The sequence below is a fragment of the Streptomyces sp. NPDC001056 genome (assembly GCF_053598955.1).
In genome coordinates, this window is sequence record NZ_JBSFLI010000063.1 from 1 (window position 1) to 24857 (window position 24857).

Genomic DNA, 24857 nt, shown 5'->3' on the forward strand with positions numbered 1-24857 from the left:
CGACCGTACCGGTCGGCGTACCGGTGACGGGCGGCGCGGGGGCGACCGTCGCCGTGAGGGTCTTCGCCTCGCCGTGGTGCCCTGCGGATCCGCAGGGCACCAGCCACTTCATCGCTTCGGAACTGCCACTCGGTCGCGGTCCGGCTACCCGGCCAGCTCGTGGACCATCGCCTCGAAGGCTTCGGGTTGTTGTTCCTTCAGAGCCTTCATCATCATGCGGGTGCATGTGGCGAAGACCGCTGGATCCATCTTCAGTTTCAGGAGCATGGCGACGTGACCAGGGTCGTCGTAGGGCAGCGGGCGGCCCTGCATGCTGGCCGACTCTGAGGCTGAGTCGGCGGGGGAGTCTCCGCTGTCAGAGGACGTTGGTGGCCGCATGGCCTGCGCCGGAGGCTCATCCCCGCCCTCTCTCTCTGGGCCGCCTTCCGCGCGTTCGTTGTCCGCGGACAACGAATCGTTCTGGTCGGCTTGATCCCTGCTCGATCCCTCATCCGGAGCTTCTTCCGGCTCTGCGCTACTGGGGCGGGCCTGCGGGGGCACCTTGGGTTTGTTGTCCGCGGACAACGAAGTGCTCGAAGGGTCCGCGGCCGTCGTGGTCTTCAGTTTGTTGTCCGCGGACAACAAACCTTGGCGGACCGCTGCGACTGCCTCTTTCTCTTCGGCCTTGGCCTGAGTAGCGGCCTCCTTGGTCTTCCGGAGGTGGTCCAGGAGGGCGGCCGCATCGAGCTCTGGATTGTCCTTCAGGTGGCGGGCGAGCGCCCGGCCGTCGCGTTCGGACATCGTGCCGCAGCTGAGCATCGTCTGGATCTCGATCGGGAGGGTCAGCAGGACCAGCTGATTGGTCACCCACGACCGGTCCTTGCCCAGTTGCTCAGCGGCCCGGGCTCGGGCACCCCGTGCAGACTGCTCCTCGCAGACGCTTACCAGTTGCTCGACGCCGCGGGCGCGCTCGATGACGTCGAAGTCTTCCCGGTTTAGGTTCTCTTCCAGGAGGTGCTTTATGAACTGCTCGCGGGACGAGGCGAGGTCGTCCCGGACCACGAAGTCCAGGGCCTCAAGCCCGACGTGCACACCGCTGCGGTAGCGGCGTTCACCGTTGACGAGGATGTGCAGGGCAGCGCCGATGCGTTCCTCGTGGTCCGGCCACAGCTTCAGGTAGGCGCCGCGGGTGACTGCGACGCAGGCGGCCAGCTGTGCCTGGCGGAGTTCTTCGCCGAACCGGGTCTTTTCCTCGTCGGTGCCGAAGTTCCGGCGCGGGTTGAGAGGGGTGGGGGAGACCTCATCGAGGCGGAGTCGTACCAGCTCGTAGCTGGGGATCTCGCCTTCCGTGATGGCTTTCGCCCTGCCGCGGGCGCTGCGTTCCCGGCGAGTGTGGCCGAACGACGATCCGGTCCCGAGCTTGTCTGCGATGCTGCTCATGCGCTGATCCTCCGGGCCACGGTCCGCATCGTCTCCGACTGCTCACCGTAGGGGGCGTGTACCAGGAGGGGCTGCTTCACGCGGACGGCTTCGCGCTGGTCCTTCAGCTCTGGGACGACGGCGATGACCGGTGGTTCACCGACCTTGCGCCATTCGGCGAGGGAGGACGTAGCGACGTACCCCTTGCGTGCGTCGTACAGATTGACCACGAAGCCGAGTTGAGCGATGTCGATGTCTAGGTCGTCGACGAGGTCCTGGATCTGCTCGTCGAGCATGTCGTACGCGTCGGCGGAGGAGTCCTCGGCCTGGACGACGATCACGATGCCGGAGGTGTTCTCGTCCTCGCCCTCGCGGGTGCGGCAGTAGTAGACGGCGGTGTCCATCGAGTAGCCCAGGCTGGGCGGGCAGTCGACGACGATGAAGTCGAATTCCTGCTCCAGGTCTTCGAGTGCCTTCTCGAGGGCGGTTTCCTTGACTCGCACGAATCGGCTGGTGGCCAGCTTGGCGTCGAGCAGGAACGCGTCCTTGCAGGAGGGCAGCAGCCAGAGGTGGTCCTCGAAGTCGCCACCCTGTATCGGGACGAGCAGATCACGGAGTTCGCCCTTGGCTTCACCGAGCATGTGCTTGGCCAGGCTCGGACTGTCGATGTCCAGCATCTTGTGACCGAGCTGCACGGTGAGGTGACCCTGCGGGTCGAAGTCGATGAGCAGTGTGCGGTGGCCCGATTCGGCGAGGGCCTGAGCGGTGCCGGCCGCGACCGACGTCTTGCCCACGCCACCCTTCTGGTTGCCGAAGATGATCCGACGGGCCCCGGTGACCCGAGCCTGCTTCGGGCGGGGGGAGGGGTTGCTGTCGAGCCAGAGCCGGATCGCCTGGGCCACGCCCTGGTTGTAGGAGATGCCTCGGCGCTTGGACAACTGCTTGAGCTTGTCGTACAGCCCGCCCGGGAGGTACGTCGAGAAGGAAGAGCCTCCACGAGTGTCAACTTCCGGGCGAGGCTTGGCCTTGAGCCAAGCCTCAACGCCCTCCGTCACGGCAACCTGGATATCTCTGTCCAGCTCCGCCGCCCGAACCTTGAGTTCCTTACGCAGGCTCGCAGGCAGCTTGGCTACTACCTTTTCCCGATCACTGGGGTCGTATGGCGCGGTCATGGCGCTACCTTACTAGCCTCACGTCGACTCGGACCGCGCAAAACGCCCGCAAGCGCCGGTTGTTGTCCGCGGACAACAATCACTTCCGCATGTAGCGGTGGCGATGCACAAGGGCCGACATGTGTGACGGGCCGCCGCCTCCACACCGGAGGCACAATGCTGTTTTGAGGCCAGCCAACCGCCCTCCCCGGCACGCTGGTCCGCGCAAAGCTGCGCAGCGTCCGCTACCCCGCCGGAGACAGCCCGCCCACGGCCGAAATCCAATGCTCCGCACCGCACCGGTGCGCCCGCCGTCGGCCGATCCCTTGTCCGGGTGCGGCCGGGCGCGCGTGACCCCCTTGTCCAGCTCCGCTACACCCCCTTGTCCAGGTCTGCTACCGCGACGTTTTCCCTTGACCTCGCCGGTTTCGGCTCGCGATCAGGTCGCGGTCAAGGGGGTGTGTGATACAGGGGCCCGCCCGGCCGTGGCGCGCCCCGGCGCGGTGTGGTGCGGCGACGCTGGGGGACAGCGCTGCTGGCGCCAGGCGGTGTGGTGCGATGGTGCGATGGAGCGCGCCACGGTGGTGCGGTGGTGCGCCTGGGACGCGCGCCGCGCCGCACCACCGCCGTCTCGGAGGTGTGGCTACGCGGTGGTCGGGCGCTCCGGGTGCGCCTCCATCGCCTGCTTCATCCCCGCGGTCTCCAGCTGGCGCAGGACGCCAGCGACGTCGCCGTGGTCGTCGGTGAGGACGTTCTCGGTGAAGCAGATGATGGTCCGGGCGACGCCCGGCGCATTGGCCAGGCACACGCCGTGGCACAGGAGCTCCAGCAGCAGTCGTCCGAGCGCGGCGGCCAAGAAGGAGTGCGCGCACGGCTCCCCGTCGCAGTCGTCCACGGCGGTGACCGGGATGAAGACGCGCGCGGCGACGTCCAGGAGCAGCCGGTGCAGATCCGAGCCTGTGTCGTCGGCGGCCGCACCGGCGGTGTCGATGTCGCCGGCCTGCATCGCCCGGATGTAGGCGAAGGCGTCGACGACGTCGTCCAGTTCCATCGGGGCGAGCGCCGTGGTGACGGTGTTCTCGGGCATGACAGCTCCTCATTTGCGGGCCGCCCCGCTGATCGCGGCGGCCTCAACAGGAGCCTCGGGCCGCTGCCCTGTGGACAGAGTCCGGCCGCTGGGGAGATCTCTCCCCCCTCCGGTTTGCTCACGATGCGGTCACGGCGGAGGGGTTTTCCCGGACCGGCGTCACACGGAGGCCAAATCTCACACCTGTACGGGGTGAATGGCGGGACAGGCCCGCCCCACCTTTCAGGAGCACTCTGTGGCGAGCACCGCAGACGAACCCGAACAGGCCCCGGACACCCCCTCCGTGGACCCCTCCATCACCCCCTCCGCGCCCCGTCGCCAGCGACCGGGAGTTTCCGCAGGCCAGGCCCAGCGGACAGGGGGCCGTCGCAGGTCCGACAACCCTCATGTCCCAAGGCGTCCTCAGCACAGGAGGACTTCGACCGAGCCTCGACGCCGGGAGCTCCTGCAAGCACTGGGGATCTTCCAGAGGGCTACGCCCGATCAGTTGTGGAAGCTGACCCGTCCGGACAACCGGCACGACAAGCTCACGCGGGACACCCTCCTGGATCTGGAGGACCACCAGCTGGTGAGGATCGAGTCGGTGCAGGAGGACCAGCGGCAGGTATGGGTGCTCACCCGGCGCGGACACAGCGAGGCGAAGCAGCTGCTGGAGCCGAAGGGCATACGAGTCTCGGTGCTGCGCAAGCAGGAGTACGACCCGGACACCGGGGAAGTGCTCGGCACCGGCTACGACGACCACGCCGCGGCGGTCACCTCGACGGCCGCCGAACTCCACCGCGCAGGCATCGGCCACCGGCTCGGCTTCCAGACCGAGATCGGGCACCGGCTCGGCAACAACTACGTGCAGCGGGCCGACCTGGTGGTGCGGGCGCCGGAGGCCGGGGTGCCGGTGCTGCTGCTGGAGATCGACCGCCGCACCGAGGACGCGCACGACCTGGTCGCCAAGCTGCGCCGGTACTGGGAGTGGGGCCAGCTGCTGCCACGGGACGCGGACAAGCGCACCGTGAACCTGGCCCGCTCGCGGCCGGACGCGATCGAGCACGTCGACCACGAGAAGCGGCTGTGGCGGCGGGTCTACCCGCCGACCGGCCGGGAGGGCCTGGTGCCGGTGGCGTTCGTGTTCGCGGACACCACCGAGGCGAAGGTCGCCAACGCGGTCGCCGTGCTGGAGGAGGCCGGCCGCCGCTACTGGGCGCCGCGCCGGTACCGGACCCTCCACCGGCGGATCACGGCGAAGGACTACGGCCAGGCGGTGCCCGTCGTCGTCACCACCCTGGAGCGGCTCCAGGAGCACGGCGCGGATGCAGCCGTGTGGCGGCGGCTGGGACGCAAGGGCGAGCAGACGCTGACGGCCGCGCTGGACAACCCCGACGGCGACGCCCTCTTCCGCGACCAGGAGGCCCGCGCCGACGCGGAGGAGGAACAGCGCCGTGCCGCTGAGCGGGAGGCCCAGCGCCCCGTGTGCAAGCGGTGCGGGCAGAAGTTCACCGACCAGCGCTGGGAGGAGACCACCGCGCACCGGACGGCCTGGAACGCCGGGGACGTGTCCGTGTGCGGCCCGTGCCACGCCGACGATGTCGCCCGCAAGGAAGCCGCCGAAGTCGCCCGCCTCCAGGCCGCCGCACCGCCGGAGCCGGAGGACGACCCCGAGCCGGACCGTGGCCGCGGCTGGTTCCGCCGGCGGGCCTGACCGCGTGCCCGCTGTGCGGTCGGCAGCCGCCAGGCCGCACAGCGGGACCGACTCCGAAGTCACCGCATCACCGGGCGGGACGGACGGGCTCAGACGACGGTGACAGCCCACCGGACGCCCTAAACAGGCCGCATGAGACGCAGCCGAGAAGAGACCGCACCGCAGGATCTGCCGGGCGACCTGTGGCACGCCCTGGCCCAGCTCCAGCACACCCATCCCGACCCTGTGGGCCGTGTCGGGCCGCTCGCCCGTCCGGCCGGGCTGCTGTCCTTCACCGCGGCCGCGGACACCGTCCTCGCGGCCCGGGTTCAGCTGTCCGGCGCGGAGACGATGCGCGAGGTGAACGAGACGCTCCGTGCGATGACCGGTGACCTGCCCCACGCTCACTTCACCGGACCCGGCGTTGCACTGGAGCTCACCCTCAGCAGACGCCAGGAGCTCCCGGTCCACGCGGCACACGTCGCCGGACTCACCCGGCTCTTCCGCCACGCCTCCGGCACCATCGGCGCCCGGAGCACCCCGGGTGGCGGCCGCTGTTTCCACTGCGACGGGACCGGACGCGCTCGCCCGCTGTGGGGGCCAGCGGACGCGTGAGCAGAAGCTCCGGCGGCTGGTCCTCGCCGCCGTCGACCGTACGTCGACCGTGACGTCCTCGCCCGGCAGATCGCCCGCGAGGCAGAGCAACGCCGCGCCCTGGCCGCCTTTCTGGACGGCTGGGACGCGGCGGGGCGGAGGAGCACCCTCGTGGTGCTGTTCCGGCGCGGGGGCGCTCAGGCGGGTGCCGGTGCCGGGCGCAGCGATGCCAGCGGAGAGCGCCGGCCTTTCTCCACCGCGCGCAGCTGCTCCCAGTCGACCTCGGGGTGGGCGGGGACGACCGCGTCGACGGACGCCGTGGTGTAGAGCGCGACGTCGACGGCCCCGGCCCGGCTCGTGCCGAAGCGGACCTCGATCGACTGCGGGGAGCGGACCCAGCCGAGCCGGACCATGTGGTCGAAGTCCACGCGGCGCACCCGGAGCCTGGCGGCGGCTTGCTCGGGCCCGAGCGGGGTGTCGGCGGCGACCAGGTCCGCCAGGTCCTCGCGGCGGCAGACCTCCGCGACCTGGCCGGGGTGGTGCAGCGTCCCGTCCGGGTTCGCGCTCAGGTCGACCAGGAGGCCGCGGTCGACGAACCGGCGCACCACGAACGCCGTGACGTTTGCCCGCTCGCCGAACGTGGTCGGATTCGGGGTGCCGAGTGCGTCGGCGATCCGGTCGGCCGCCGCGCCGCCGCCGATCGGCGGGGCGGGCATGGCGGCCCGGATGGCGTCGGCGTCCAGTGCCTCCACGGCGGCCCGGGACCACCGGGACGACGACACGTCGGGGGCGGGGACGAGGCCGGTGTGGCGGGCCCACCGGAAGGCGGCTGCGGGCACCTTCAGGCGCTTGGCGGCCTGGCCTGCGTCGTACTCGGTTCGTCGCATGAGATCACCTCTCGCTCGTTCGCCGGAAGCGGCGGACAGAACATGACAGAACACTAGAAAAGCTGTCAATACCCCCTGGAAATAGGCAAGTTGGACTCGCACCCTAGGGTCGCGCCCACGTACGCGAAGGAAGATCACCCGCCTGGACGGCGTTCCCCTGGCCTTCCGTCCTCGCGTGGGCCGGCCAGGAGGCGCTCGCGAGACGCGACTACGAGCAGATCGCCCTCCAGTCGGAGGGCCGCCTGTCCGTACCGCTGGAGGGCGCCGTGCGGTGTGCCCAGAACCGCGCCCGCCTCGTCCGCGCCCTCTACGAACGTCTGGACCAGCTCGAGGCCGCACTCGCCCTGGAGTGGGCTGCCCCGGGCGGCGGCTGGCCCGTTGGCTGGACGGTGGCGGGTCGACTGGAACATGAATTCGAACAAGTGATTGAATCAGGTCATGCGGCCGATTCCTGATGACCTCACCCGGGCCCACGAGGAGTGGCACTCCATCTACCGCCAGCTCGCCGTCTGCCCGCGCCCTGAGCTGCGCCGGCGCCTGATCCGGCTGTCGGTGCAGGTGGTGTTCCACCCGTACTGGCGTGGTCGGCCCTCGGAGGCCTGGGCGGCGCTGCACGGTGCCTGTCATGTCCGACCTGCCGCCTGATCCGCCCCGTCTGCGGGCGATCCTCGAGCACCTGGAGCGGCAGGTCGCCGAGACCGAGAGCATCGGCATTTACCTGCGGCTCCAGCGCGACGAGGTGCGCAAGGCCCTCGCCCGCGCCACCTCGGCCCCCACCCGGGCCCGCACACCACGACGCCCTGAACCCCAGCGGCGCACGCCGTCGGCCGAGTACCTGATGGAGTCGAAGCTCGGCCCGAATGATCCCCTGCCGGTCGTCGTGCACGTCGGTGCCTGCACGATCCGGCAGGGGCGCCGGACCCCGTCCGCGATCAGCGCGCAGCAGGCCCGCATGGTGCTCACCGACACGGTGATCGGGGCGGAGCCGTGCCCGATCTGCAGACCGGAGAACACGCTGGGAATCGACCTTGCGTGAGGGGTGCGCCTCTGCCGGGCCTGCGGGACGGCTGATGTGCCTGACGCCGGGCGCGCTCACCCTGTTGGGCGCCGACCGGGCCACCGCGCCGGTCTCAGTGCGGCGGCGCTGTCAGGCGGGGGACGTCGGCGGGGGAGAGGTCGGGCCGGGCGCGGTGCCAGCGGGCGGGGTGACGCCACCGGCCGGAGGCGTCGCGGGCGACGTCGACGCCGACCTCCACCACCAGCCCGGGTTCCACCAGCGTGACGTCCAGCTGTTCCCGGCTGCCCCATCCGGCGGTGAACGTCCAGCCCGTCCACGGATGCCCACCCCGCCCTGGCGCGAGCAGGCCGGCGACCGCGGCAGCTGCCGCCCGGGTCAGGGTGGTCGTGCGGCCGACGTACTGAAGACGGCCTTCGCCGTCGTACCTGCCGAGCAACACGGTCCGCGGGGACCTCAAGGTGCCGGTGACCGCGCCGACGATCGCCTCGCTCGTCTCACGGACCTTGTACTTCTTCCAGCCCCTCACCGACGGCTGGTAGGCACCGGTGACCCGCTTGAAGACCACACCCTCCATACCGACCGATGCCCACGTCAGCCACTCGCGCACGACTTCTGGATCGGTTGTCGACGGGCACAGCGCCCACGGCGCAACGAGCCGGCGGGCGGCGAACAACGACTCCAGCGCGGCTCTGCGCTTGTCGTACGGCCACCTGATCGTTTCCGTCCCGGACAACCTCAGCAGATCGAACGCCACGAAGTGGGCCGGCCACTCCTGCGCCGCCCGCACTGCCCCGGCACCGCGCCGGGCCAGCCGGTTCTGCAGCCGCTCGAACGCGAGGCGTCCCGCGGCGTCCCAGACGACCAGCTCGCCGTCCAGGGCCGTCGCGTCCGGAAGCTGAACGGCCCCGGCCACGATCTCCGGAAACGACGCCGCCATCTCGGTGCCGCGCCTGGAGCGCAGCACGACCCGGCCCGCATCGACGGAGAACAGGGCCCGGAACCCGTCCCACTTCGGTTCCGCCGCCCATCCCGGTCGCAGATCCGGGCTGGGCACGGGAGCGCTGAGCATCGGCTCGGGCAGCGGCCACGTCACCGCCCATGCCTTCCACACGGGACCGGGCCCAAAGCGGGTGACCCGGCCTGTCAGCCGTGCGCCCGCGGCGCCCGGGCCGCGGTGGCCCGGCAGGGGCTAGGCGGTTCAGGGTGCCTGAGTGTCGAGCGATTGGCGCAGGTCGACGTAGCAGCGCAGCCGCACGCCGGGGCGCCCCGGTTCCCGGGTGGTGCGATCCGCGACCGCGGTCGCCCACCGCGCTGCCACGGCCTCCTGGAACGCCAGGGCCGTCTCGTCGTCGCCGGCCGCCACGTCCACGACGATCAGCCCCGGCTGGGACACGTGCACTTCACTGAATGGCTCCACGCACGGCCAGACGATGGGGCCACCGGGCTGGTTCTGAGCTGGGGGCGCCAATCACCCGTGGGAGGAGCGGAGTCGTGGGCGTTGACGGCCGTGGGGGCAGCTTCCTGGGTGGGAGGCGGTGCGCCCGGAAGGGAACGACGAGGAACCGGGCCGGCCCTCGACCTCATCTTGGATCCACTCCTCGGGCGGGCGCGGACGGCAGTCAGTCGCCCGCCGGGTGGCGCGCGGCCTTCTTCACGCCGGCTTCAGTGTCATACCGTGACTCGCCCTGCTCCTTCGCGTACTCGGTGACCGCGGCCTGGGCATCGCGGGCGAGGTCGCGCCAGCCCCGCCACGCGGTCTCGTACACCTCGGTCTGCTGCTCGCTCCAGGGGTGCGTGCTGGGTGGCCCGAACGTGTCTCGCAGCTTCTCGACCTGCGCCTGCGCCGTGTCTGCCGCCTGCTGCATCTCCACGAGTTCTTCGAAAGTGTGTGCCACGCGCGGATCCTAAGGGGGCAAGGCGGCGACTCGACTGTCGGGCTTGCCGCCCGATCGGGTGGAGCCGCCGTCGTTCCCGGGCGAGCCGCCGGCCGGAGCCACTACGAAGATCACAGCCCTGCCGTGATCTTCGAGAGGACCTTCCCGTGCGCTTCGCCCGAACCGCTGCGGCCGCCGCCGCTCTCACCGTGCTCCTCGTCCCGGCCGCCGCCCACACGGCCGCGGCCGCCCCGCACTCCCGCACACCCGGGCAGACGGTGACCGAGCCGGTCCGCGACGCCCTCGCCGAGCTGCCGGTCCGCCAGGAGGACCGCACCGGCTACGAGCGCAGCAAGTTCAAGCACTGGATCGACGCCGACCGCGACGGTTGCAACACCCGCGCCGAGGTCCTCAAGGCCGAGGCCGTCGTCGCCCCGGTGCAAGGCGCGAGGTGCACGCTGACGGAGGGGGAGTGGTACTCGCCCTACGACGACCGCTACATCACCGGCCCGCGGGGCCTGGACATCGACCACCTGGTCCCGCTGGCCGAGGCGTGGGACTCGGGCGCCTACGCCTGGACCGCGGCGGTGCGGGAGGCCTACGCCAACGACCTCGGGGACGACCGGGCGTTGATCGCGGTGTCGGCTGCCTCCAACCGGTCGAAGGCGGACCAGGATCCCACCACGTGGCTGCCCCCGGCTGCCGGCTACCGGTGCACGTACGTGACCGACTGGGTGGCGGACAAGACCCGCTGGGGCCTGACCGTCGACGAAGGCGAGTACGAGGCACTGGCCGACCAGCTCAGCCAGTGCCCCAACACTCCCATCACCGTGACCCTGGCCCGGTAGCACCGAGCCGGGCATCCGCGGCTCCGGAGCGGCCGGAGGGGCGCACGACCGACCCGGCGACGTGGACGCAGGGCCCGGAGAGCCCGGACCGGCCAGTTGCCTTCACCCGGGTGGTCGGCGCCCCACGCCGCGCCGACGAGGCCCTGCCCTTCCGGGTGCCGCCCGGCGGCGGCCCTGCCCGGCCCGCACCGCCTGGAGCACGAGCCGCAGCGCCGGCAACCGGGTACCGGCCTCGCGCCGGCAGTACGCCAGTGCCGGCCGGGCACCGCACTGCGGTACGCACCGAGCAGGAGGTGTGCTGCTCGCCGGCCGGCCCGTGCCGCCTTGCCTCCTGAAAATATCCAAAACGGGATGCAATCAGGGCATCGGGCGTGCTTGTATACCGCCAACGCGATGGGGGCGTGCCGGAGTTGACTACCGGACTGACCCCTGTCGGTCGTGGTCAACACAGGGGGTACAACTTGAAATTGAGCGCCTTACTCACAACGGGGGCTGTGGCGCTGGGGCTGCTGGGAACAGCTGCCGCACCGTCAGCTGTGGCCGATCAGTCCGATGCCGGACAGCTGCGCGTCACCATCAGCTCGGCGCCCCGGGCCCAGGCGAACGGCTTCGCCGCCAGCCCGGCATCGAACGCCACCTGCACCATCAACAAGATCACGGTGAACCGGTACAGCGAGTGCGAGTGGGTGTCGATCCACGTCGACGTCATCAAGATCATCAACGGCAAGCCTGAACTCGAGGGCACCGTCGACTTCGACGTCAAGCACCAGATGACCCTGAAGGCGAACTCCGCGAACTGGTCGGAGAAGTTCCACGTCTCCAAGGCGCGGACCACCCGCGCGGGCAGCGGTGTCGCCGTCAACATCACCGCCGCTTCCGCAGGCGGCACCAAGGCCACCGTCCACTTCCCGCAGGGCCACATCCTCAGCAGCAGCGCGGCCGACGGCACCGTCGGCTACACGACCAGCATCGCGCCGAAGAAGATCAACCCCAAGGCGAAAACCACATACGCCTACACCTTCACCAAGCCCGGCTACAGCCCGGGCAGCGTCACCTACAACTCGGCCGTCTACCGCTGCGACAACTACTACGGCAGCACGAAGGCCAGCCGCGCCGGCTGCGCCGTCCCGGACGTCCCCACCGGCGTGAGCATGGTGGGCCTGGCCCGCATCGACGAGGGCATCCGCAAACTCCGCGCCAGCGGCGGCCACTACGGCGACCCCAACGGCGGCAAGCCGCTGCACTGGATGATCAACAAGAAACAGGAGGACGCGAACCGGAAGGCGGTGTGCCCGAGCAGCGCACCTGCGGACATGAAGCGCGCCGGCCGCACCTCCTGCGACGAGTACCCCTTCGCCTCCTCCCATGAAGGCGGCACCCATCTTCCCGCCAAGCAGCGGGAGATCACCTGGGTGAAGGTCCAGGAGAACAAGTCCCAGGGCGGCCGCATCACCGCCTGGCGCGGCCAGATGCACGTCATGGACGGCGATCCCTTCTACGTGATCGCCTAAGCGCGCCTAAACTCACGCCCGCCCAGGTGCCCCGCTCCCGACATCCCCGGGAGCGGGGCACCCTCTCCGTTGAAGGAGGATCCCCATGCTGATCCGCGAAGCGACCTTCACCGTCGACCTCGGCGAACACGGCTACCTCATCGGCTTCGACGACGACTACGACTTCCCCTCCGAGATGCCGTTCGGCTGGCGCTGCGGCCCGGCCACCGACGCCACCGCCGTCGTCATGCCCACCACCGACACCGGCCCCCTGCAGATGACCATCCAGATGCACGACAGCCCCCCCGATACCGAACCCGGGGACGGCTGGGAACCGGCGGAGGAGATGAGCCTGCTCGCCGACACGCCCACGCTCTGTCTCGCCACCATCGGCCAGGGCGACTTCTGGGACGCCTGGCCCGAAGAACAACCGCCCCTTGAGGCACCGGCCGCTGCCGACAGCGGCGGCTGGGTCCGCATGCGCCTCTACTGTCACGCCGACGACCCCCAGCCGGGCACCGGCGACCACGGGGAAAGGCATCTGGTCCAGCTCTGGCCCGCCCCCCAGACACCTCCCGTGCATCCGGACATCAGCGAAGCGGACCGGCAGGCCCGAGCCGAGTACACCGCGGACATGGCCAAGCCCGTGGAGGACTACACCGCCGCATACCCCTACACCTACGGCGACGAGGCCGGCTGACGTCCGCAACCCGATCACGGGCCATGCACGCGAAATCAGAGCGAAGGGGCCTGATGGTGCAGCAGCCCCCGTACCATGACCGCGTGACTGCCCGCCGCACACTTGGCGCCGGCCCCCAGGCCCCGCACAGCATCCGCGCCGCCCAGGCCGACCTGCTCGATGCCCTCCCCAGAGTCCGTCTGCCAGACGTGGAGGAGATGCGGACCCGTGGCGTCCTCGGCGCCCACGCGGCGGCGCCCCCGGCCCCGCGGCGGACCCTCGGCTCCGGCGCACGTGCTGACGAAGTCCCCAGCCCCGCCGACTGATGCTGGGGTTCCTGGTGCCTGCCAGGCGGGCGCTTATTGTCATGCCGTGCTGCTGGCCTGCATCCGGTGCTCGGCCGGTGCCAAGAAGCTCTACGAGGTCGAGGTGCCGCTGACGATCCTCCTGCCCAACTCGGCGCCCTCCGTGGACTACCGGAAGGTGATGACGCACCTCGGCTTCATCGACCTGGCGGCCTGAGCGGTTTCCACTGGAAACGGCGGCGGCCCCCACCCTTAGAGGGTGGGGGCCGCCGCCGTTCTGCGGTCGTACGGAGGCCGGCGCGCCCGGCCGGGGCTCACCCCTGGAACTCGCGGCTCGTCACGCCGTAGAAGGAGGGCTTCGCGGGCCGGACCTCGGACCGCTCCAGCGTGTCGGCGAGCGGGACGAAGGCCTCGCTGCGCCGGACGACGCTGAGGAACTTGCCCAGCGCGTCCTTGTCCTCCCAGAGCGCCGACGCGGTGCTGATGATCAACGACTTCAGGTGATCCGACTCGGTCACGGTCTCGCTCGCTGCCACGCTGTGTCCCCTCCTGGTCATCGGGACGATCAGCCAACCAACCGGCGCCCCTGCCCCGCAAGACGGCCTTCGGCCAGGGGACGGTCCAGGATGCTGTGGGTCCCGATCCGGTGCCACACGATGTGCCGGGCCCCGGCGATCCGCTCCCGGCCGTACGACCACGTCGCGCGGCCGTCCGGCGCCCAGGTGAGTTCATAGACGCCCGGCGCGCAGCGCACCCCCTTGATCCGTAACCCGGGGCGGAACTGGCGGCCGGGACGCAGGTCCGGCACGAAGGCGTCCAGCACGACACGGCGGAAGCGCCGACGCTGGGCGGGGGGGGTGTGAGGTGCTGGAGGTCGGCGGTGAAGCGGGGGAGGGTCTCGAAGGTGGGCACGGTGGACTCCTCCGGGCAGCACGACGAAGCCCCCGGCGGGCGCCGGGGGCTGCTGTAGGCGGTGCTTCCTTGGCGGTGCTCGTTCCTTGGCGCGTGGTGATGCTCAGTGGTGCTGGATGGTGTCGGCCGGGTCGGGATGTGCGGGCTGCCGGAGAGCGATGACATTCGCGTCCGGCCCGGGGCCGCTTCCCGCCGGGCGGGCACCTGAGAAGAAAGTTCGGCTGCTGCTCCCGCCTGGCGGGACGTGGTGCTGATCGGCCTTTTCTTGCAGGTCAGAGCCGTGTGGCGTGGTCTGCATGACAGTGGATATCAGGGTGATCCGGGCCGGTCAGATGTACCGCTACTACCTGCGCGAGACCGTTGTCGGCGACGGCCGCCGCCCGGCGCGCACGCCGCTGCGCGCCGCCCAGGAGCAAGCCGGGGTTCCGGCTGGGCGATGGATGGGCCGGGGACTTGCCGCGCTCGGACTCGCGCCGGGTGAGGAGGTCACCGAGGCGCAGCTGCGGAACCTGTTCGGCGAGCGAGGCCGGCACCCGGACGCGGACCGGATCGAGGCCGAGCGGCTCGCCGCGGGCGACTCCCCGAAGAAGGCGTTCAAGGCCGGTGCCCTCGGACGCTGGGTGACGGTCACGGGCGTGGACTTCGTGTTCCGGCCGCAGCCGACGATCTACCTCCTGTGGGCGCTGGGGGATGAGGAGACCCGTATGGTGATCGAGGCCGCGCACGAGCGGGCGATCGAGCGGGTGCTGGAGTGGATCGAGGACGAGGTCGCGGTGATCCGGTACGGCAAGGACGGCATCTACCGGGTGCGGCCGCCCGGCGGTCTGGTCGCCGCCCGCTTCCGCCACTACGAGGCGCGCTCCGGGCGCCCCTTGCTCCATGACCACGTGCTGCTGTCGGTGAAGGGGCAGCGCCTGGACGGGAAGTGGGGATCGATCCACACCACGGCCCTGCACGAGAACACAGTGGCGGCCTCCGCGCTCTACAACGAGCTGGTGGCCGCGGAGGTCTGCGAGGCGCTGGAGCTGGCGACCGAGCCGCGCACCGTCACGCCGGGGCGTCGGCCTGTGATGGAGATTGCCGGGGTGCCGCACGAGCTGATCCGCTGGACTGCCCGGCGCAGCGACCAGATCGCCGCCTGCCTGACCGAGCTGGAGCACGAGTACGTCACCGCCGTCGACGACGACGGCGAGCCGCGGTTCCTGCCGGTGGTCTCCGAGCGGGCCCGCGCCAAGCTGAACGCCGTGGCCGCTCGCAAGACCCGCCCGCCCAAGCAGAAGACCCTGCCGCTCGCGCAACTGCGCGCGTGGTGGAAGACGAGCGCGATCCTCACCTCCGGTGTCGCCGCCGACGTCATCACCTCCCTCCTCGAGCACGCCCGCGCCGCAGCGAGGGCGATCCGGGCCCGGGTCGCCGCCGTGGTCGACATAGCGCTGGCGGCCGTCGACGTCGCCGCGACCGTGTTCGTGATGAACGAGGGCGGGCGCTTCCACCGCCGGCACCTGCTCGCCGAAGCCCGACGCCACCTCGCCCTCGTCCTGCGCGGCCGCCGCCGCGACCCCGGCCTGGACGACCAGGTCGTGGCCGCCGCCATCTCCACCCACTGCCTGGACATCAGCGAGCCGAAGACCGTACGCGGCCTGGAGGCCGGCTACCGCCTCTACACCGCCCGGTGGTCCCTGTCCGACCTCCCCGCCCGCCGCCGACCCCCAGCTCCCGCGCCCGGCCCGGACCGGCAGCCCCCGGCCGATCCCGGCGAGCCGGCCGAACCCCGGCCGCCGGGTCAGGATGCGGGGGAGTGGGAGATATCCCGCATCCCGCTCCAGTACGAACGCGCCGTCCTCGCCGGGGCGGTGGTCCGCGAGAAGCTGCTCGCCACCACCACCGTCACCGCTGTGCGGGGTCGGGCGTACGACGTCGTCGCCCACCAGCAGGCGGCGATGCCCGAGCAGCTGCTTGCGCCCGAGCCGGCCGACCCCGAGCACTACGACCAGGAGCCGAAGGCCGGCCGCGGGGAAGCGATCGACATGACGGCGCTGCGCGCCCTGCGGAGGTCCCGCACGGATGTGGAAGCCCTCGATCTCACCGCCGACCGACTGCGCCGCCTCCAGGAGGTGGCCACCAAGATGGCCGACGACTCCCGCGTCCGCTCGGACCGCCACACCGCACAGTCCGACGCCAGCGCGGTGCACCCGACGCGCCCGGACGGCCAGCAGGCGCACCACCCGCAGGAGCCCGGACCGCACCGCGGCCGGGAGGCCGGCCACTGAGTGGACCCGATGGTGCGCACCCGTGCGGTGGTGCGCCCCGACGATGTCCCGCGTCCACTCCACCGAGTGGAGTCCACCGTCTGGGAGTGGACGCCACCGTGCTCGCCATCCACTCCACCGAGTGGAAGTGGACGCCATTGCGGGAGTGGGGCCACAAAGGGACCCTGGGCTCTCCCGACGCCCGCTCTGGCGGAAGCCAGGACGCTCGAGCTCTACCTGGGCGGAGACGTTCTAACCGGCTCCGACGGCCAGCTGGTGCCACTGCCGCTCAACGCCGCCCGCGCCGGCGGGTTCACCTCGAAGGACAAGAAGGCCATCAGGACAGGTTCGAGCGGAAGTGCGACACCGCGCTGGCCGGTCCTCCCGGGAAGGACCCCGAAGGCGACTGGAGCACCGTGCACGCCATCATCACCACCACCGTCCTCCACGCCTTCGAAGGGTCAGGTGGTGACGCGGGGCATACGTAGTGCGGACGGGGTCGGGCGCCCGATCGGCAGGATGCCGACCACGATGAGCCGGGGTACCTCGGTGGCGCTGCGCGCGTGGTGGATGATCCAGACGCTGTCCTCGATGCTCCGGTAGCCGCTGGTGTGGCCGCTGTCGTCCCCGACCAGGAGCAGGCCGAAGGGAGGGCCGGTGGCGGTGTAGTTGGCGGCCTGTGCGAGGTAGCTCTTCTCGATGCGTTCGCGGGTCCATCTGGTGTCGCGGCGTTTGACCTCGGCGACGAAGCGGCTGCCGGGTTCGGGGGTGTAGGTGACGTCGGTGCGTCCGCTGGCGACGTCGATGAGTTCGCGCTGCACGGTGCCCGGGGTGAGTGTGCCGGCGAGGTGCTGGTGGAGGTCGTCCTGGACGTGCTTCTCGTCCCAGTGGTCGGAGCTGCCGTCGGGCTTCTTGTCGGGGCAGGGGCCGAGGTAGGCGGTACGGGCGCCGTAGTAGTCGGCCTGGGCGTCGAACCGGTCGTAGAGGAACCGCAGGAACTGCTCCAGCAGGGTGGTGAAGTAGGAGCTGTCGCGCTGCGTCCAGGCGGGGCTGGTGGCCAGCTCCCCGAGCAGGGATTCCAGGTGGGCGTCGAAGCGGGCGTTGCCGGTGGGGGTGTAGCCCTTGGACTGCTGCTGCAAGAGCTGCTCGATCTGATCCAGGAGCTGCGGGTCGAGGTCGTCACGCAGGCCCGAGGCGTCAGCCTGGAAGAGCCCGGCGAGCGTGGGGCGGCCCTCCAGGGCTTTTCCCGGCATCACCTGCCCGGTCGACGACGGTGCCCGCCGCTGGGCCTGGACGACCTCGTACAGCGCCCGCGCGTCGGGGGAGCCGGTGAACTGCGGGTCGGTGGTGAGGGCCTGTTCGAGGTGGTGCAGCAGGCCGTCGCTGCGTACGAACGCGGCCTCCACCGGTGGGCTCACCAGTGCCGTCAGGCCGCCGGATCCGTCGGCCTGGGTGGTGTGGATGCTGCGGCTGGCGACGTAGACGTCCAGCAGGTCGCCGAGGGTGCCGGCCGGGTCGTACCAGCTGGGTTGGTCCAGGTGGGTGCGGGCGGTCTGGAGCGAGGTGACGAGCCGGGACCAGGCACTCTGCGCAAGTCCGCGGGCGCTGAGCCAGTCCAGCCGGTGCATACCGCGGGTCCACTCGGTCAGCAGAGCGGTCGTGGCATCCAGTTGGGCGGCGGCCTGGGCCAGGCGCTGCTCGGCGGGTGCGGCTGTCGCGGGCTGCTGGTCGAGTTCACCGAAGGCGAGGACCGCATCGACGGCGGCGGCGTGGGCGCGGGCGTCGAGTCGGGCCTCGTGGGTGCGGTCGAGGTCCTTGAACCGCATCAGGGCCCGGCGTAGATGGTCTTCGACGGCCGAGCGGTCGGATGCCTCCAGCGCGCTGCGCATATCCGCGACGGCCAGTTCGAAGGTGGCGTCGGCCCGGGTGCCCGCAGGGAGATCGGTCTGGTTCTCCAGTGTGCTCAGAACATCGAGCAGGGCGTCGTCGCCGAAGTGGTCGTGGGCGACGCCGACCAGGATCGGCAGGCGCTCCAGGGCCTCGGACGGCTCGTCCCCGGTGATCTCGGCGAGCAACGCCATGAGGCGGTGCGGGGTGGACGTCTGCGCGACGGCCAGGCGCAGCAGTCCGGCGACGGCCGGCTGGGCGAGAGCGGCATCGGCGTCGCCGGCGAGCGCGGCCTCCACGTGTGCGGCAAGATCCCGGACGGTGCGGGTGCCGAGGCGGGTGGCGAGCGCCGGGTGGGCGCACACCACGTCGATTGCGTCGGCCAGGACCCAGGCGGCCTGGGGGTTCCGCAGCCCCCGGGCCGCGGCATCAAGCAACCGTCGGGCCTGGTCACCGTCCACGGCGTCGAGGTCGCGGCCGAGTGCTGTGAGCAGATAGGGCAGGAGTGGACCGGCAGCAAGCTGGTCGGCCTCCGCGATCACCGCCTCGGCACCGCCAAGGTCCGCGATCGAGGGCCCGGCGTCCAGCTCGTCGTCGGTCGCGTTGCTGGCCCAGGCATGGAGCGTCTGGTCCACGCTTGGGGCCACGGTCCTCTCCTTGTCGCCGGCCGGTTCGCGAACGAGCAGCTTAGAACAGGTGTTCACCGTCGCTGGTGATGAGGTGGTCCTTCGGCAGGGCGTCGACGAGCTCGGGCTGCGCCGTGGTGAGAACGACCTGCAGCTGGGGAAGTTCTGCGGCGATGGCCTGCAGCTCGGCGATCAGGGTGCGGGCTGGCACCTCGGTGACCTCTTCGGCGGCGACCGAGTCGATCAGAAGGAGGCCAGGGTGCGTGGCCACGCCACGGTCAGCACTCACACGCAGAAGCGCGATGACGGTCGCGATCCGCATGCGGAGCCGGTCGCCGCGGCTGAGCCTCTTGAACGTGGTCTTCACCCCGGCCTTGACGGCGTTGACCTTGCCGGCGCGGTCGAGTTTGACGCTGTCGAGGTTCTGGACGCCGAACCGTGTGGCGAGCTCGACGATCGCTTCGTTCATCGCCGGGAACAGCTGCTTAGCCGCAGCGTCGACGGCCGCGCGGACAGCTTCCTCGGTGGCGGCCAGGACCTGGGCGGACACCGGGACCGGCGGAGCCGGGGGCGTCGATCCGGTCGCCTCGAGCCGTCCGCGGAGCTCGGCCGCCCGGATCTCCAGGTCACGCAGCCGGTCGTGGGCCTGCGAGGCGGCAAGCCCCTGCTCCAGTCCGGCCGCCGCCTCGCGATGGTCGGCCAGAGCGCTCTGCACCGCCTCCACCGCCCTCCCCCGCCGGTCGGTTGCCTCCCTCTCGGCATCCTGGGCTTGCTCCAGGGTCTGCTCCAGCTCCGCCAGCAGCGCTTCGGCGGTCTCCGGGTCGACCTCGGGCAGCGGCCGCGTGCACACCGCACAGTTCGCCTGCTCACGCTCCTCGCTGCGCCGCACACTGCCCAGCGGCTCCTCACACCGCGGACAGCACACCGGGTCCAGCCGTCCCAGGACTCGCCGGGCCTGCCACGTCTCCCGGGCATCCAGTAGCCTCTGCTCCGCGCGCATCCGGGCGGCGGACACCTCCGTGAGCGTCTGCTCGGCGTCCTCCAACAGCGCCCGCATGCCGCGCAGCTCCGTCGCAGCCTGGTCGGCGGCCCGCAGGAGCGGGGAGATGTCTTGGGCAGCCGCCCGGCGCCACGCCTCGATCTGCCCAGTCACGTCGGCGAGTTCGGTCTGCCACGCCTCGCGCTCGGTCCGGCGGGCTTCCGCGTCCCCTTCCGCCCGGCGCTGCCCCTGGGTGATCGTCTTCTTCTCCCGCTTCCCGGCGACGGACAGCTGGGTGAGGGCCGTGCTGTACGGGATGTCGACGAACAGCTCCATGAGCCGCCCGGGCAGGCCACCGGCGACATCGCCGAGCAGGATCTCGTCCCCACCGGGATTGAGGTAGCAGGCCCCGAAGTACGACGCCCACCCGTGGACCTGCGGGGCCCCCTCGCCGTCGGCGCCGCCGGTCACCTGCCACAGGTTGGTGTGCTCCATACGCAGCGCGTCCAGGAAGAACTCACCGATACACCGGCTCACCTCCTCGTTGCCGGACGCTGTCGCCAGCAGACGAAGCGCTTCGTCGTCCGCGGCAAGCAGCTGGTCGACGGACTCCCCGGCGAGGATCCGGCCCCGCAACTGGGGGTGCGGCTGGTCATCGACGTCCAAGACGATGCGGATCGCCCGGCCAGCCACAGCGATGTCCACGCTCAGATGCCGCAGCCACGATCGGACATCGGGCGGCAGATCGCGCGGCCCGCCGCGCAACGGGAAAACGAGGAACTCCAGCAGGCTGGTCTTCCCGGCGCTGTTGTCCGGGTGGACGATCGCCCACACGCCTGGAGTGAAGGGCTGCTCCACGGTGAAGTCGTCGCCCGAGTGCTTCGTGCCGCTGGCGCGCAGCCGGATGATGCGCAGCCGCCGGTCGGCGGCAGTCGGGCTCTTCAGGGTGATGTTCGCCTCGGCCAGAGTCCGCTCGACCTGCACCGGCGTCAGCCCCAGCTTCTCCGCGACCTCCTTCAGGATGTCGCCAGCGCTCGGGGCGACGGTCAGGTCCTTCGCGTCGGAGCGGGCCGGGCCGGACGCGGTCATGAAGCCTCCTGGTCAGTGTCGCCCGTGGCTCCCGGGCCTGGTGCCGCTTGAAGTTCGCGCAGCCGCTCGCGGGCCTGCTCGGTGATGGGGCCGATGTGCTGGCCCCAGGGGGTGTCGGCGTAGTCCCGCAGCAGGTACTGCCGGTCCTTTAGCTGTGTGCCGCCGAGACCGTCGACCAGGTCCACGACCAGGCGGGTGCGCTCGACGTACCAGGCCAGCGCGGGCGCCTCGATGACCATCGACTGCGCCACCTTCCGGCCCCGCTCCAGCAGGAAGTAGATGTGCTCCACCACGCGCTCACGCCCGAGGACTTGCGTCTTGCGCAGCAGCCCCCGTTCCACCAGCGGCGCGAGAGCGTCATCGAGCTCCTCGAAGGCGCCGTACTTGTAACGCAGCATCGGGAAGCGCCGCAGATCCGGTTCCTCCGACTCCAAAATCTCTGCGGCAAGCTCCAGCAGCCGAGGAACGTCCGGAGCGGCCACGTACTCGTTCATCAGCTCGTAGGCCAGGTAGTCCGGATTGCGGACCCAGAAGTCGAGCTTCTGCAGCCGCACCTGGGTGTGGACCACCCCGACGGTCGCCGGCGGCACCGACTCGCCTTCGGCCGCCGACTTTGCGGCGGCGTCGATCAGCAACAGCAGCCGCACCGAATCCTGCCAGCGAGTGGCCCGACGTATTCCTGCGGATCCGACCATCACGCTCCTCTGGTTCGGCACACACCCTAGGTCCTGAACAACATCCTGACAGTGTGTTGAGGTGAGTGGGGAGAAGTCGGCGCGAATCGGCGCACCACAGTCGCGCCGGTCGCCAGAGCCTGACCAGCGGGCTAACTGGTCCACGTCTTGATCGAGCAGACCGCGGTGACGATGACGCCCACCATCACGTCCACCGCATCCCGATCGCGGACAGCAGCTCTACCCGCTCCGGGGACAGTGTCGCGGCCCGGCTGCGCTGGTTCCCGATCCACGCCCCGAGCCGGAGCTCCCGCTCCTCCTGGTCCTCGCCGACGACGATCCGTTCGATGTGTTTCCTCGGTACCCGTAGGTGTCCCTCGCGCTTGAAGAACTGCTTGGCGGCCTCGTAGTTCAGTGCCCACTTGTCGGCCTGCGTATGGCGCGGCTGTGGCTTCTCGTCCTCGGTCGCGGGCTCGATCCCGAGCACCTGCTCGCACATCCACTGCTGCACGGTCGTCAGGTTGTCCCAGCCGAGCCGCACGGAGCGCACCCACCGCCCGAGGTCCTCGCCCTGGTGTACGACGTCGCCGGGCTCGGTCGGCAGCGGGTGGCCGGCCTCCAGGTGGAGCCGGACGAGGTGGAAGGCCCGCTGCCACTCCACCGGCCAGCTCGGGCACCACGACGGGTCGATGTCCTCCAGTTGCTCGCGCCGCTCCTCCGACAGCGCCCCGGACGACGACTCCACCGGCAGGCCCTCGGCACGCCGCTGCTCGATCTCGGCCGCCTTGCGTGCGGCGGCCCGCGCGTTCTTCAGCCAGATGCCCACCTTGTAGCCCTGGAAGGTGGCGTCCAGCGGGGCCAGGAGGTGGCCCGCCTCGGCCGCCCACCCGCGCGCGGCGGACAGGCCCTCCTCCCACGCCACGTCGAAGTGCGACCACACCATGCCCAGCTTCTCCAGCTGTGCGACGCGGTCCTCGTCCACGTCGCCGCGGGCGTAGAAGCGCCGGTTGTCGGCGATCCACTGCCCGAGCGGGAAGCCCGCGAGCGAGGCCGGCCACCCCTCGGCCTCCACCGCCTGGTCCTCGCCGCCGGGCACCCGGTACGTGAACGGGACCTTGAGGTCGCCGTGCTCGCGGGCGTAGATGACGGCGGCCTCGATGCCGCGCCGCCAGTGCTCGTGCTCGGGGTTGAGGACCCGCAGGTTGATGAACGCGGCCAGCTGCGCCGGGTCGCGCGGCACGGAGAACTTCAGCAGCTTCCGCGCCGGGGCCGACGGGCCGCCGGACTCGTTCCCCTCGCCCCGGCTCCCCTGACCCTGCGCGCCCTTCTGTACGGGCTTGTAGGCGCTCGGAGCCTGCTGCTGCGCCAACTGCTCCACCACCCGGGCATCATGCGCCCTGAGCGCCTCCAGCAGCTTCGCCAACCCGCCGAACGCCCTGGAGGTCAGCATGTTGTCCGCCGTCTCGCCCGGCCCGAGCAGCACCGGCACCACGAGCGAGGCGACCTTGCCCTCGCCGGGCTGCATCCGCAGCGCGCGGCCGACCGCCTGGACGAGGTCGGGCATCGAGCCGCGGACGTCAGCCCAGTACACGGAGTCGCAATTCCGGGTGTCCACGCCCTCGCCCAGCACCTTCACCGAGCACAGGAAGCACTTCTCCACGACCGTGCCGTCCGTGGCGACGCCCCGGTCGAACTCGCCCAGCAGGCGCCGGCGGTGGTTCGGCTTGTGCTCGCCGCACAGCCAGTCCGCCCAGATCGTGCGCGGGTACAGCTCGGGGTCGGCGGCGTGCAGCTGCGCGGCGACGTCGGGGAGGCCGGCCGCGAACGCTTCGGCTTCCTTGACGACGTGGTGGAAGACGAGCGTGCGCCGGAAGTTCTCCTCCGAGGACGCTTTGAGCAGGGCGGTCTGGAGGGCTGCGAGGCGGGCCCCGCGGACCTCATCCGAGCGGCCCTCAGCGCCCAGGAGCTGCGCGGCCTGGAGCTGGGTGTCGGTGATGTCCACGCACACCACCTGGTAGGGGGCACAAATCCCCCGGTCGATCGCCTCCGAGAGGGTCAGCGTGAAGCAGCGCGCACCGAACGGGCCGTCCGGGTCGTTCTCCATGCTCGCCACCAGCTCGCCCGGCGCGCCCTCGGCATCCTCGTCCAGCTGCCACAGGCGGGGCGTGGCGGTCATGTACAGGCGGCGCAGGGAGGGGATGCGGGTGTTGTCGTGGACGACCGCCCACGGCTTGCCCAGCCGACCCGAAGTCCGGTGGGCCTCATCGACCACGATCAGGTCCCAGCCCGGTAGGCCGGCCTTGTGCGCGCGCTCCAGCGTGCCGAGCCCGAGGGAGGCGTACGTGGCGAACACGGTGATCTTGTCGAACGGCCGCACCCAGTCGACCAGTTCCTCCACGTCCGTGGTGTTGGGGAAGGTCACGTCCTCGCCCCGCAGGGACGAGACCCCGATCATCGGGCCCGTGCGGCCGGCCTCGCGCCACGCGGCCTCGGTCTGGGTGAGCAGGTCGAGGGAGGGGACGAGCACCAGCACGCGGCCCGCACGGAGCTTCTCCGCGCTGCGGGCCGCGACCCGGGTCTTGCCGGACCCGGTCGCCATGATCACCTGAGTCCTGAGCCCCCTCTCGGGCGCAAGCGATCTTGCAGGCAATTCGAGGGCGCGGACCACCGCGTCAACGGCTTCCTGCTGTGCCGCCTCACGCTGATCGGTTCGGCTTGTGGTCGACATATCCGTCTGCCTTCTCCTGGGCCCTTGGCTGGGCAGGAAACGGGAAACCTGCACGTAGAAGGCGTGCGACCGGCTACGGTAGACCTCACCGGACCCGGGTCACAGCCTCGGACCAGCAGCGGGGAGCGTGATCGAAAACTGGTCCAGCTCCCTTAGTGGTGCTGCTATCTGAGTCCAGAGTCTATCTCGTGCTTCAAAGTGAAGCACTCAAAACTGATAAAGTCCCTCGAACGTGGCTGAATTCTGTTACTGTTGCCTTATGGCCACCCCCGAAAGCAGCCTGACGGCAGGTCAACTCGCTCCTGTGTTTCCTGGTTCGGCCTGCCACTCTCCCGACTACCCGTCACCCCTCCCCCTCCTTGCTGCTGCTTGTGGCGTGAGCCCGGTGGGTGGGCCGCGCGGAGCGTGGCACGCCTTTGCCCGCACGGGAGTCGGGGCCAAACCCTGTGCTGCCGCTGCGCTTTTGGTGGCTGAAGCGCAGCGGAGGCCACGGGCCGACCGAAGGCCGGTCCCGGCCCGCAACGCGGGCCGGGTGCCCTGCGGTTGGCGGGGCGCGCGGAGCGCGTGCCGCCTGGCGGTGAGCGGAGCGAGCCGCATCCGCTCACGCGGAGCGGGAGCGGAACACCCGCGCAACGCGCGGGTGTTCGCTTCTTCGCGCAACGCGCGAAGGGACCGACGGGCTCGCCCGGTTGATGTTCCCGCGCTTCGAC

At 70.9% G+C, this 24857-nt stretch carries 23 protein-coding genes and 1 pseudogene; 11 read left to right on the forward strand and 13 right to left on the reverse strand.

Annotated features, from left to right (window positions below; translation table 11 throughout):
- Positions 1 to 144: 144 nt before the first annotated feature.
- The 3 genes from ACWDD7_RS36595 to ACWDD7_RS36605 all read right to left on the reverse strand — a co-directional run bounded on the left by ACWDD7_RS36595 (position 145) and on the right by ACWDD7_RS36605 (position 3636).
- Entirely contained in the window at positions 145 to 1419 is a 1275-nt protein-coding gene (locus ACWDD7_RS36595; RefSeq protein WP_450460576.1) for a ParB/RepB/Spo0J family partition protein, read from the reverse strand.
- Positions 1416 to 2570, reverse strand: coding sequence for a ParA family protein (locus tag ACWDD7_RS36600; RefSeq protein ID WP_366670173.1), 1155 nt, complete (start codon positions 2568 to 2570; stop codon positions 1416 to 1418). Before ACWDD7_RS36600 ends, ACWDD7_RS36595 begins: the two co-directional genes overlap by 4 nt.
- A gap of 622 nt (positions 2571 to 3192) precedes the next feature.
- Complete coding sequence (locus ACWDD7_RS36605) at positions 3193 to 3636, reverse strand: hypothetical protein (RefSeq protein WP_450460577.1); 444 nt, start codon at positions 3634 to 3636, stop codon at positions 3193 to 3195.
- Between the two features lie 487 nt (positions 3637 to 4123).
- Between ACWDD7_RS36605 and ACWDD7_RS36610 the strand changes: the two genes are divergently transcribed.
- Positions 4124 to 5329 carry a hypothetical protein gene (locus ACWDD7_RS36610; protein WP_450460578.1) on the forward strand — a complete coding sequence of 402 codons (1206 nt, stop codon included), beginning with the start codon at positions 4124 to 4126 and terminating at the stop codon, positions 5327 to 5329.
- A gap of 132 nt (positions 5330 to 5461) precedes the next feature.
- Complete coding sequence (locus tag ACWDD7_RS36615; protein WP_450460579.1) at positions 5462 to 5923, forward strand: hypothetical protein; 462 nt, start codon at positions 5462 to 5464, stop codon at positions 5921 to 5923.
- A 176-nt stretch (positions 5924 to 6099) separates the two neighbouring features.
- Here the strand turns inward: ACWDD7_RS36615 and ACWDD7_RS36620 are convergent, their stop codons facing one another.
- On the reverse strand, positions 6100 to 6789 hold the full coding sequence (locus ACWDD7_RS36620; protein WP_450460580.1) for a hypothetical protein: 690 nt from the start codon (positions 6787 to 6789) through the stop codon (positions 6100 to 6102).
- Positions 6790 to 6953: 164 nt separating this feature from the next.
- Here ACWDD7_RS36620 and ACWDD7_RS36625 point away from each other — a divergent pair.
- From ACWDD7_RS36625 to ACWDD7_RS36635, 3 genes and pseudogenes are all read left to right on the forward strand, one after another.
- Positions 6954 to 7127: pseudogene (locus ACWDD7_RS36625) on the forward strand (restriction endonuclease); the annotation flags it as partial.
- A gap of 100 nt (positions 7128 to 7227) precedes the next feature.
- Positions 7228 to 7434, forward strand: a complete 207-nt coding sequence (locus ACWDD7_RS36630; RefSeq protein ID WP_450460581.1) for a hypothetical protein — start codon at positions 7228 to 7230, stop codon at positions 7432 to 7434.
- Entirely contained in the window at positions 7415 to 7825 is a 411-nt protein-coding gene (locus ACWDD7_RS36635) for a DUF6233 domain-containing protein (RefSeq protein WP_450460582.1), read from the forward strand. The genes ACWDD7_RS36630 and ACWDD7_RS36635 overlap by 20 nt, the downstream gene beginning before the upstream one ends.
- Positions 7826 to 7919: 94 nt before the next feature.
- On the opposite strand, the gene ACWDD7_RS36640 is transcribed toward ACWDD7_RS36635, so the two are convergent.
- From ACWDD7_RS36640 to ACWDD7_RS36650, 3 genes are all read right to left on the reverse strand, one after another.
- A complete protein-coding gene (locus tag ACWDD7_RS36640; RefSeq protein WP_450460583.1) occupies positions 7920 to 8900 on the reverse strand; it encodes an ATP-dependent DNA ligase in 981 nt (326 codons plus the stop codon).
- 105 nt (positions 8901 to 9005) lie between these two features.
- Complete coding sequence (locus ACWDD7_RS36645; RefSeq protein WP_450460584.1) at positions 9006 to 9224, reverse strand: DUF6207 family protein; 219 nt, start codon at positions 9222 to 9224, stop codon at positions 9006 to 9008.
- A 202-nt stretch (positions 9225 to 9426) separates the two neighbouring features.
- Positions 9427 to 9702 carry a hypothetical protein gene (locus tag ACWDD7_RS36650; RefSeq protein ID WP_450460585.1) on the reverse strand — a complete coding sequence of 92 codons (276 nt, stop codon included), beginning with the start codon at positions 9700 to 9702 and terminating at the stop codon, positions 9427 to 9429.
- A 146-nt stretch (positions 9703 to 9848) separates the two neighbouring features.
- On the opposite strand from ACWDD7_RS36650, the gene ACWDD7_RS36655 reads away from it, so the two are divergent.
- The 5 genes from ACWDD7_RS36655 to ACWDD7_RS36675 all read left to right on the forward strand — a co-directional run bounded on the left by ACWDD7_RS36655 (position 9849) and on the right by ACWDD7_RS36675 (position 13220).
- Positions 9849 to 10529 (forward strand): HNH endonuclease family protein, encoded by a 681-nt coding sequence (locus ACWDD7_RS36655; RefSeq protein ID WP_450460586.1) that lies wholly within the window; start codon positions 9849 to 9851, stop codon positions 10527 to 10529.
- A gap of 536 nt (positions 10530 to 11065) precedes the next feature.
- A complete protein-coding gene (locus ACWDD7_RS36660; protein ID WP_450460587.1) occupies positions 11066 to 12040 on the forward strand; it encodes a NucA/NucB deoxyribonuclease domain-containing protein in 975 nt (324 codons plus the stop codon).
- 85 nt (positions 12041 to 12125) lie between these two features.
- Positions 12126 to 12719 carry a hypothetical protein gene (locus tag ACWDD7_RS36665; protein WP_450460588.1) on the forward strand — a complete coding sequence of 198 codons (594 nt, stop codon included), beginning with the start codon at positions 12126 to 12128 and terminating at the stop codon, positions 12717 to 12719.
- 83 nt (positions 12720 to 12802) lie between these two features.
- The gene (locus tag ACWDD7_RS36670) at positions 12803 to 13024 is read left to right on the forward strand and encodes a hypothetical protein (protein ID WP_450460589.1); all 222 of its coding nucleotides are present in this window, start codon (positions 12803 to 12805) and stop codon (positions 13022 to 13024) included.
- A 46-nt stretch (positions 13025 to 13070) separates the two neighbouring features.
- Entirely contained in the window at positions 13071 to 13220 is a 150-nt protein-coding gene (locus ACWDD7_RS36675) for a hypothetical protein (RefSeq protein ID WP_450460590.1), read from the forward strand.
- A gap of 97 nt (positions 13221 to 13317) precedes the next feature.
- Here the strand turns inward: ACWDD7_RS36675 and ACWDD7_RS36680 are convergent, their stop codons facing one another.
- Both ACWDD7_RS36680 and ACWDD7_RS36685 read right to left on the reverse strand, forming a co-directional pair.
- Entirely contained in the window at positions 13318 to 13539 is a 222-nt protein-coding gene (locus tag ACWDD7_RS36680; RefSeq protein WP_450460591.1) for a hypothetical protein, read from the reverse strand.
- 29 nt (positions 13540 to 13568) lie between these two features.
- Positions 13569 to 13826, reverse strand: coding sequence for a hypothetical protein (locus ACWDD7_RS36685; protein ID WP_450460592.1), 258 nt, complete (start codon positions 13824 to 13826; stop codon positions 13569 to 13571).
- Positions 13827 to 14211: 385 nt separating this feature from the next.
- Between ACWDD7_RS36685 and mobF the strand changes: the two genes are divergently transcribed.
- Complete coding sequence (gene mobF / locus ACWDD7_RS36690; protein WP_450460593.1) at positions 14212 to 16185, forward strand: MobF family relaxase; 1974 nt, start codon at positions 14212 to 14214, stop codon at positions 16183 to 16185.
- Positions 16186 to 16625: 440 nt separating this feature from the next.
- Here mobF and ACWDD7_RS36695 read toward each other — a convergent pair whose 3' ends face one another.
- The 4 genes from ACWDD7_RS36695 to ACWDD7_RS36710 all read right to left on the reverse strand — a co-directional run bounded on the left by ACWDD7_RS36695 (position 16626) and on the right by ACWDD7_RS36710 (position 24147).
- On the reverse strand, positions 16626 to 18698 hold the full coding sequence (locus ACWDD7_RS36695; RefSeq protein ID WP_450460594.1) for a hypothetical protein: 2073 nt from the start codon (positions 18696 to 18698) through the stop codon (positions 16626 to 16628).
- Between the two features lie 40 nt (positions 18699 to 18738).
- On the reverse strand, positions 18739 to 20745 hold the full coding sequence (locus ACWDD7_RS36700) for a hypothetical protein (RefSeq protein WP_450460595.1): 2007 nt from the start codon (positions 20743 to 20745) through the stop codon (positions 18739 to 18741).
- Positions 20742 to 21392, reverse strand: coding sequence for a hypothetical protein (locus ACWDD7_RS36705; protein ID WP_450460596.1), 651 nt, complete (start codon positions 21390 to 21392; stop codon positions 20742 to 20744). Before ACWDD7_RS36705 ends, ACWDD7_RS36700 begins: the two co-directional genes overlap by 4 nt.
- Positions 21393 to 21624: 232 nt before the next feature.
- Positions 21625 to 24147 carry a Helicase associated domain protein gene (locus ACWDD7_RS36710; protein ID WP_450460597.1) on the reverse strand — a complete coding sequence of 841 codons (2523 nt, stop codon included), beginning with the start codon at positions 24145 to 24147 and terminating at the stop codon, positions 21625 to 21627.
- Positions 24148 to 24857: the final 710 nt, after the last annotated feature.